This window comes from Gillisia sp. Hel_I_29 (genome assembly GCF_000744275.1).
Taxonomy (GTDB): Bacteria; Bacteroidota; Bacteroidia; order Flavobacteriales; family Flavobacteriaceae; genus Gillisia.
Genome location: NZ_JQLP01000005.1, coordinates 2,575,479 through 2,585,465, shown reverse-complemented (window position 1 = coordinate 2,585,465; position 9,987 = coordinate 2,575,479). Strand labels below are relative to the sequence as shown.

The following is a 9,987-nucleotide window of genomic DNA, read 5'->3' as shown; positions in this document are numbered from 1 at the left end:
AAGAATTATGCTCTACCATAACCCTTTAGGTTTCCCTGTAGAGCCACTCGTGTAAATAACATATAACAAATTAGAAGGCAATAAACTTATCGATAAATTATCTGTCGAATAGTCTGACTTATTATTATTATTAAATTTATCTAGAAATTCTTCGTCCAAAAGCACTTTACACTTACTATCCTCTAACATATAAGCTATTCGATCCTCTGGGTAATCAGGATCGATTGGTACATAAGCCCCTCCACTCTTTAAGATCCCCAGGATCCCCACAATCATCCAAGAACTTCGCGGTAGCATAATCCCTACCAAATCATCTGGCTCGATGGTATAATGTGCTTGTAGATAATGTGCTAATTGATTACTGCGCCTATTAAGCTCCTCATAACTAAGACGCTCCTCTTCATAAACAACGGCTATGGCCTCTGGGGTTTTACTTACCTGCTCCTCAAACAATTCTACAACGGTCTTATCTCTCGGGTAATCAAACGCGGTCGCATTAAAAACATCTAGTAACTCCACTCGCTCTTCTTCTGCCAAATAATCTATACTCCCTATTAAGGCCTCTGGATTACTAAGTAACTTCTCTAGAAACTCTTTATAATGAACTATAAAGCCTTCTAGCATCTCCTGCTCATAAACATCTGTGTTGTATTCTAGTAGCAATGCCAAATAATCACCACGTTCCTCAAAAGTGAAACTCAAATCAAACTTGCTTAAATTAAACCCCTGATCGGTTATCAATTCTACATCTGAATCACTTATACCTATTCCCTGATGAGCATCTCCTGTGTTTTGTAATACCAACATCATATCAAATACAGCACTTCGACTCGTATCCCTACGAAGTTCTAAATCCTCAACAAGACGATCAAAAGGATATCCCTGATGCTCATAAGCATCTAAAGTCCTTTGACGAACCCGTCTAAATAAATCTTCAAAACTATCCTCTGAACGAACTTCATTACGTAATGCTAACGTATTGATATAAAATCCTATCTGGTCCTCTAAATCTGAATGCTCTCGCCCTGCAACGGGTGTCCCTACTACCAAATCCTCTTGACCCGTATAACGGTACAACAATGCTTTCAAACTAGACAGTAAGCCCATAAACAAGGTACCTCCCTCTTGATGGCTAAATCGCTTTAACCCCTGAGTAGATTCCTTTGATATGTAAGTGCGAAGTAATTGACCTTGATGACTCTGTATCACGGGACGTACCTTTGAACTTGGTAAGTCTAAAACGGGAAGATCTCCTCCCAGTAAGCCCGTCCAATAATCTCGATGGCCCTGATAAATAGATGTACTCAATTGAGACAATTGCCAACTCGCATAATCCTTATATTGAATCCGTAACGCTGGTAAGTCTAATTCGCCTCCACTCTTATAAAACTCATAATACTTAAATACATCTCTTGACAATACATCCATACTCCATCCATCACTAATAATATGATGCATATTGTAATAAAAAACATAACGGTCTTCTGATACCTGTAGTAATATAGCGCGTAATAGTGGACCTTTGGCTAAATCAAACTCCACCATACGGTCGTTATCCAGATAATTCAATACCGAGGACTCGATATCTGCTTCGCCTTGTAGATCCAATTCACCGATCTCAAAACCTAAAGCATCTCGTTCTAATATCCACTGACGAATCTCTCCTTGGGAGTTCTCCTTAAAAACAGTACGTAAGATCTCATGACGGTCTACTACCGAATAAATGGCACGTTTAAATAAATCTACATCATAACTGCCATTTAAAACTAAACGAGAAGGCATATTATAGGCCGAAGAGCCGCCCTCAAATTGACTCAAAACCCATAAACGTCGCTGTGATGATGATAAACGATAGGAAGTATTTGTTGGAATTGATGTAATCCCCTTAAATTCTATATTTGAAATATTATTTAAATAGACAATTAATTCCTGTTTCCTTAGCTTAATCTCACTTAAAAGTTCAACAGGGATTTCTTTAATATCTTTATGAAATATAATATCAGAACCATACAACTCAATACTTATATCATGAGCCATTAACTTATCTATTAATTCTTCTATCATAATTAGATTATAAATTTTTGATCATCGCTTTTAGATCCTTTTTTATTCTTATTAATCCAAATTATTCTATTTACTTCTTTACTCAATTTTTCAACAGAACTTTTCTCAAATAATTGATCTATATCGATCCTCACATTCATCTTTTTATGAATTAAATTTAATAAAGTAACAGTGTTTAAACTATGCCCTCCAAGTTCAAAAAAATCATCCTTGATTCCTATCCCCTTCTTGCCTAATACTTCTTCCCAAATTCCCACCAAAATTTCTTCGACTTCATTACGAGGAGCAATATATTCCAATCCATTTCCTACATTTTCAGTTTCAGGATTAGGTAGTATTGCAATATCAATTTTCCCACTAGCCGTGTATGGTATTGAATCGATTGGCACATAATAATAGGGCAACATATAAGATGGTATAAAATTTAAACAATGCTCTCTTAATGAACGACCTACCTGAAGCTCTCTAGCTATATAATATGCAACGATCTTCTTATCTCCATCTTTAGATTTCCACACTTTCACTATGACATCGTCAACAAAATCATTCATTAACAATACCTGTTCAATTTCTTTTAATTCAATTCGGCGACCGCGTATTTTAACCTGATCATCTTTTCTTCCTAAAAATTGTAAATTCCCATCTGATAATCGTTTACCTAAATCTCCTGTCTTATATAACAAGTTCCCTTTCTTAAATGGGCTCTTTATAAATTTTTCCTTTGTAAGATCAGGTTGGTTTAAATATCCCTCTGCTAATCCAACTCCTCCAACACATATCTCACCAACAACACCAATTGGTTGAATATTATTTCTATCGTCCAAAATAAACATCTGCATATTCGAAATTGGTTTACCTATTGGAATAATATTATAATCAGTTTTGACATATTCATTTAAATTGATAAAAGAAGCATCCGCAGTAATTTCTGTGGCTCCATAAATATTTATTAATATTCCATTTTTTATTTTTTCATAAAAAAGCTTTACTAAATCAATATCTAAATCCTCTCCGCTACATGTCCAATATTTAAGAGTTTTCAAATATTGTTCGTTCATTTTTTCATCCGTTAAAATACTTTTAAGTAATGTTGGCACTAGGACTATTCTACTAATTTTATGGATATACAATTGATTGACTAACGCTTCAACATTTAATAGATGCTTTTGTTTTATCAGTACTATTTTTACACCTTTTAATAATGGCCCGAAAAGCTCCCAAATATGGTCAACAAACCCTATGGACGTTTTGACACACATTACCTCGCCATCTTGAATTGGATAAGCTTCCCACATCCAATTAAGCCTGTTCAACATAGCATCATTGTTAATTCTTACTCCCTTTGGACGGCCTGTTGTTCCTGATGTATATATAACATAAGGTATATTCGTTTGCTTGAATTTACTATTCTTTTTTATTTTTTGAGACACCTCTCTTGAGCTGTTAAATTCATCTAGAAAAGTCTCATCAAAAAGTACTTTGCAATTACTATCTTCTAAAATAAATTTCAATCTATTTTTAGTACAATCAATATCAATTGGAACTATAGTAGCACCACTCTTTAAAATCCCTAAGATTCCTACAATCATCGAAGAACTACGCGGTAACTTTATACCAACCAAATCATCAGGCTCAATATTATAACGCTCTTTTAAGTAATGCCCCAATTGATTACTACGTCTATTGAGCTCCCCATAACTAAGACGCTCATCTTCATAAACTACTGCTATGGCCTCTGGTCTCTTTAAGACCTGAGACTCAAATAAATCTACAACCGTCTTACCCTTTGGATAAGCCACTTCTGTAGCATTAAATACATCTAACAACTCTTCACGCTCCTTATCATCTAAATAGTCAATACTATCTAATATACTGTCAGGAGCACTCACAAAGCTTCTCAATACGTTCATAAAATGAGCCTTCATTCGCAATATTTCCTCTTGTTCAAAACATCCTTGGTCATATACAAACTCAACTCGCAACTGCTGATCTTTAAAAGGAACTACCAGAATTGTAAAATTATAATTCGTTTGCTCATAAACCTCTCTTGAAACAACAGATGAATCCTCAAAAGACGAATGGTCTTCTTCCTCACTAGGAAGAACATCCAACTCCTTGACCGCATAATTCTCAAAAACCATAATATGATCCAATAAGTCCATTCCTAATGGACTCTGAGACTGAACCTCCGATAAATTTAAATAATGATGTGGTAAACTAGCGATCGAGCCTTGTTGTATCTCTTCTAGTAAATCTTTAGCTGTACTTACTTCTGTGTATTGTATTCGAACAGGGATCGTATTGATAAATAATCCTACCATATCCTCTATACCTGGTATAGCATCAGGTCGTCCAGAGACTACAGCTCCAAAAACTACATCGCGTGTATTGTTATATCGCGATAATAAATACCCCCAAACTCCTTGGATAAAACTATTCTCGGTTATCGATAATTCTCGACATAATAACTGCATCGATCTCAATAAATCTCCTTCTAGCAATAAATGCTCCTTCTTCTGTGAATAATCACCTTCCAATCTATTATTTACAAATGGTAAACTTGATTTACTATCATAGCCTGATAAATAATTTGACCAATAAGACAAACTAGAATCCTTATCTAATCCTTCCAACCAACTAATATAACTTGAATATAATGATACTGGTGATAAAGTAACTGGTCGTTTGTTCTGAACTCCATACAATAACTTATAAAAATCATTGATCAAAATACTCATACACCAACCATCAATCAAAATATGATGATGACTCCATATAAATTCATAAGAGCTCGGGCTTAACTGAACTATAGTTAAACGCATCTGAGAACCTGCTCCCAAATCAAACCCGCGATCTCGATCTAACTTGCGGTACTCTTGTAAATAAGACTCCTGATCTTCTCTACTCTTAAACGCATCTGCCTTTTCATACACAAAATTACTCGATACAGACTTCCGTACTATCTGCAAACTCTCTCCCGCATAATCATTACTAAAACTCGTGCGAAGTATCGCATGACGAGAAACTAAAAGATCATAACTCAATCGAAGTGATTCTATATCTAAATGCTCTCCCTCCAATCGATATGACATCTGTTCAAAATAAACAGATGAATTAATACCCCCAGATAACCAGTGATAATAAATACCTTCCTGTAAAGGTGACAATCGGTAAACATCCTCAAGATCATCCTCTTTATTCAAAACCGATAACTCTAAAGAAGAAAGCCCTTTAAAAGTTAAATCACTAGAGGTTAAATAATGCTGATCTTCTTTAGACAAGCCTTCTATCAACAATTCTAAATGATTTTGATAACTCTCTGATAAAGCATTAATAGTACCCTCTTTATATTGAGACCTATCATATGAAATACTCAACTGTAATACGTTCTTTACAATCATACCAGAAACACCTAAAGGGGTCGATGAATTTGAATTTAATTCCGAATTATCATTCCCTGTATATCCTGATCCATATTCAAAAACAACACTATCCTTTGAACGACTCATACTCGATACCGAAGACCCAAAATCACCTAAATAATTAAAAGTAATCGATGGGGAAACACGAGAAGAAAAACCGCCTCCAAAGTACTTTAATACGCCATACCCAAATCCTTTATCTGGTAAACGACGTAAATCGTCCTTCACTGAAACTAGGCTACTAAAAATATCTCCGCTTCCTTTCAATTCTAATAAAAAAGGATACGTACTTGTGAACCAACCTATAGTCCGACTAAAATCCAATTCATTACCCGTATCCTCTCTTCCATGACCTTCCATTAAAAGAACACTACGATCTGTCTTTAAAACTGCATCGATACTCAATATCAATCCCGTTAATAAAATATCATTGATCTCTGTATTATAAACATCATGAACACGGGTTTGCAATAACTCTGTAATATGCTGACTTAATCCAAAGGAAACACTACCTATAGATCCTATCTCATAAGAGCCTTCTTCAATAACATCATTAGGAAAATCAAACTCAAATGAAATGATCTGGAGTTCCCAATAAGAACGTTCCTTAGATAACTTCCTGCTATTCCCATATGCTAATAAACTCGATGACCAGCCTTGATAAGAATCTGTCTTCATAGGTAAACTAAATAAAGACCCCTCTAAAGACTGTTCGTATAAAGTTGAAAAATCTTCCAATAATATACGCCAAGAAACACCATCTATTACTAAATGATGAATCACTATAAGTAGACGATCTCCATCTTCACAATGAAACAATCCAAGCTTAATCAAAGGACCTGTAGATAAATCTATACTCGACTGAAGTACATCTACCTGAGCCTTTATCTGTTCTTCTGTAAATTCTGAAGAAATATCATACTCATATAAATCATATAACGATGAATCTGAAATACCTAAGTTTTGCTGAACCCAAGATCCTGCTGTATCACTATAAACCATACGAAGCGCATCATGATGTGCCGCTAAATATGAAAAAATAGACGCTAAAATAGTAGATTCAATACCCTCTTTCCTAAACAATAAAACAGATTGATTGTAGTGATGATTCGCTACAATAGTAGCATCCTCAAAAAACGAAAGCTGAATAGGGGTTAAACCTACAGGACCTAAAACCTCTGATTGATCTATAACCAAGACATTCTTAGTGATAAAAGAAACTAAATCTTCTAAAACTGGGTTCCGCAAAATATGTTCTACCTTAGTACTATATCCATATTGTCTCAATCGAGACACAACCTGAATCGATTTAATAGAATCTCCTCCTAAATTGTAAAAATTATCTTTGACTCCTATGCCTTCTCGCTTGAGAACTTCTTCCCAAACTTTTACCAAACTATGCTCTATATCATTTCGTGGGGCTACATACTCAACCCCATGACTAATCTCTAACCCCTCTGGTGAGGGTAACGAGCGCCTATCTATCTTGCCATTGGGTGTTAAGGGTAAACCTTCCATCGCTACATAGTAACTTGGTAGCATATAATCGGGTAAAAAGCCCTTTAAATAACTGCGCAGTGATGCGCTGTCATGATCCAAGCTGCTTACAAAATATGCAACCAACTCCTTAACTCCATCATTATCATTGGCCAAAACTACAGCCTCATCTATATCTGCATGCCCCAATAATACACTCTCGATCTCGCCTAACTCTATGCGATACCCTCGGATCTTAACCTGAGCATCCTCTCTCCCTAAAAACGTAATCGTGCCATCACTATTCCATCTGCCCAAATCTCCCGTCTTGTACATACGAGTACCTTCTTTAAAGGGATTTGAGACAAATCGCTCTTTAGTAAGTAACTCATTGTTTAAATAACCGCGAGCCAAGCCAGCTCCTCCTATATAAAGCTCTCCTGTAACGCCTATTGGCTGTAATAAGCCCTCCCTATTTAATATGTAAATCTCTGTGTTGGAAATTGGAACGCCAATGGGAGCCAGATAATTACCATATTCTATCACTTTATAAAAGCTAGTAACTACCGTGTTCTCTGTTGGACCATAATTATTATATAACTCTATATTCTCACTCTCGCTGGTTACCAATAAAGCTTCGCCTCCAACATATACCTTTATTGAATGATCTAAAGAAGATGAATACTCCGAAAAAATGTTATATAGCGAAGTTGCAATATATGAGTGAGTTATTGAATTAGTATTCAAGAAATCTATCAAGACTTCTATATTAGATCGAATACTATTTTCTATCGGATAAAGGCTCCCTCCTGATAAAAGATAAGGGAAAATCTCCCAAACTAAAGCATCAAAGCCAACTCCTGAAAATAAAGTGGCTCTACTTGACTCTGTTAAATCATAGTTCTTAATATGCCAATAACATAAATTAATTAAAGAATTATGCTCTACCATAACTCCCTTAGGTTTCCCTGTAGAGCCACTCGTGTAGATAACATAGGCCAGGTTAGAAGGCAATAAACTTATCGATAAATTATCTGTCGAATAGTCTGACTTATTATTATTATTAAATTTATCTAGAAATTCTTCGTCCAAAAGCACTTTACACTTACTATCCTCTAACATATAAGCTATTCGATCCTCTGGGTAATCAGGATCGATTGGTACATAAGCCCCTCCACTCTTTAAGATCCCCAGGATCCCCACAATCATCCAAGAACTTCGCGGTAGCATAATCCCTACCAAATCATCTGGCTCGATGGTATAATGTGCTTGTAGATAATGTGCTAATTGATTACTGCGCCTATTAAGCTCCTCATAACTAAGACGCTCCTCTTCATAAACAACGGCTATGGCCTCTGGGGTTTTACTTACCTGCTCCTCAAACAATTCTACAACGGTCTTATCTCTCGGGTAATCAAACGCGGTCGCATTAAAAACATCTAACAACTCTTCGCGCTCCTGATCCTCTAAATAATCAATACCTCCTATAGAAGCCTCTGGTAAACTAAGTAACGAGGCAAGAAATTCTTTATAATGAACGATAAAACCTTCTAACATCGCTTTATCATAAACATCCGTGTTGTACTTAATCGACAGTGCCAAATAATCACCTTGCTCCTCAAAAGTGAAACTCAAATCAAACTTGCTTAAATTAAACCCCTGATCGGTTATCAATTCTACATCTGAATCACTTATACCTATTCCCTGATGAGCATCTCCTGTGTTTTGTAATACCAACATCATATCAAATACAGCACTTCGACTCGTATCCCTACGAAGTTCTAAATCCTCAACAAGACGATCAAAAGGATATCCCTGATGCTCATAAGCATCTAAAGTCCTTTGACGAACCCGTCTAAATAAATCTTCAAAACTATCCTCTGAACGAACTTCATTACGTAATGCTAACGTATTGATATAAAATCCTATCTGGTCCTCTAAATCTGAATGCTCTCGCCCTGCAACGGGTGTCCCTACTACCAAATCCTCTTGACCCGTATAACGGTACAACAATGCTTTCAAACTAGACAGTAAGCCCATAAACAAGGTACCTCCCTCTTGATGGCTAAATCGCTTTAACCCCTGAGTAGATTCCTTTGATATGTAAGTGCGAAGTAATTGACCTTGATGACTCTGTATCACGGGACGTACCTTTGAACTTGGTAAGTCTAAAACGGGAAGATCTCCTCCCAGTAAGCCCGTCCAATAATCTCGATGGCCCTGATAAATAGATGTACTCAATTGAGACAATTGCCAACTCGCATAATCCTTATATTGAATCCGTAACGCTGGTAAGTCTAATTCGCCTCCACTCTTATAAAACTCATAATACTTAAATACATCTCTTGACAATACATCCATACTCCATCCATCACTAATAATATGATGCATATTGTAATAAAAAACATAACGGTCTTCTGATACCTGTAGTAATATAGCGCGTAATAGTGGACCTTTGGCTAAATCAAACTCCACCATACGGTCGTTATCCAGATAATTCAATACCGAGGACTCGATATCTGCTTCGCCTTGTAGATCCAATTCACCGATCTCAAAACCTAAAGCATCTCGTTCTAATATCCACTGACAAATCTCTCCTTGGGAGTTCTCCTTAAAAACAGTACGTAAGATCTCATGACGGTCTACTACCGAATAAATAGCACGTTTAAATAAATCTACATCATAACTGCCATCTAAAAATATACGTGAAGGCATATTGTATGCCGAAGAGCCGCCCTCAAATTGACTCAAAACCCATAAACGTCGCTGTGAAGAAGATAAACGATAGGAAGTATTTGTTGGAATTGATGTAATTTTCCAATGTTGTAAATCGACAAGATTGAGGTTCTTTTTCAGGTAACTAACTAATGCTTCTTTATGAGTTTTTATTTCAGATAATAATTCATCTGACAAATTATTATTAAAAGATAATATATCAATATTATCACCTTTTAAAATCAATTTTATTTGTGATTCTCTCAGTTTAGTCAATAAAAATCTTAATTCATCCATAGTTAAATTAACT

The 9,987-nt window shown here is 35.8% G+C and carries 2 protein-coding genes; both read right to left on the bottom strand.

All coding sequences use genetic code 11. The features are described 5' to 3' along the window. Positions 1-12 precede the first annotated feature (12 nt). Entirely contained in the window at positions 13-2,064 is a 2,052-nt protein-coding gene (locus tag P163_RS16785) for a non-ribosomal peptide synthetase (protein WP_034893924.1), read from the bottom strand. Between the two features lie 2 nt (positions 2,065-2,066). Continuing rightward, on the bottom strand, positions 2,067-9,974 hold the full coding sequence (locus P163_RS16780) for a non-ribosomal peptide synthetase (protein WP_034893922.1): 7,908 nt from the start codon (positions 9,972-9,974) through the stop codon (positions 2,067-2,069). Positions 9,975-9,987 lie beyond the last annotated feature (13 nt).